Origin of the sequence: Neobacillus niacini (genome assembly GCF_000759675.1) — a bacterium.
Taxonomy (GTDB): domain Bacteria; phylum Bacillota; class Bacilli; order Bacillales; family Cytobacillaceae; genus Neobacillus; species Neobacillus niacini_A.
Genome location: NZ_BAWM01000095.1, coordinates 1 through 273, shown reverse-complemented (window position 1 = coordinate 273; position 273 = coordinate 1). Strand labels below are relative to the sequence as shown.

The window sequence follows — 273 nt, the reverse complement described above, 5'->3', positions numbered from 1 at the left end:
AATATGCGGGTGTGGCGGAATTGGCAGACGCACCAGACTTAGGATCTGGCGCCGCAAGGCGTGGGGGTTCGACTCCCTTCACCCGCACTTATTTATTTTAATATGCGGAAGTAGTTCAGTGGTAGAACACCACCTTGCCAAGGTGGGGGTCGCGGGTTCGAATCCCGTCTTCCGCTCCAATATTGCCGGGGTGGCGGAACTGGCAGACGCACAGGACTTAAAATCCTGCGGTAGGTGACTACCGTACCGGTTCGATTCCGGTCCTCGGCACCA

At 56.8% G+C, this 273-nt stretch carries 3 tRNA genes; all 3 read left to right on the top strand.

Annotated features, from left to right (window positions below):
• Nucleotides 1-5: 5 nt before the first annotated feature.
• The 3 genes from TR08_RS21920 to TR08_RS21910 all read left to right on the top strand — a co-directional run bounded on the left by TR08_RS21920 (nt 6) and on the right by TR08_RS21910 (nt 273).
• A tRNA-Leu gene (locus TR08_RS21920) sits at nt 6-87 on the top strand.
• 17 nt (nt 88-104) lie between these two features.
• Nucleotides 105-179 (top strand) — tRNA-Gly (locus TR08_RS21915).
• A 5-nt stretch (nt 180-184) separates the two neighbouring features.
• Nucleotides 185-273, top strand: a tRNA-Leu gene (locus TR08_RS21910).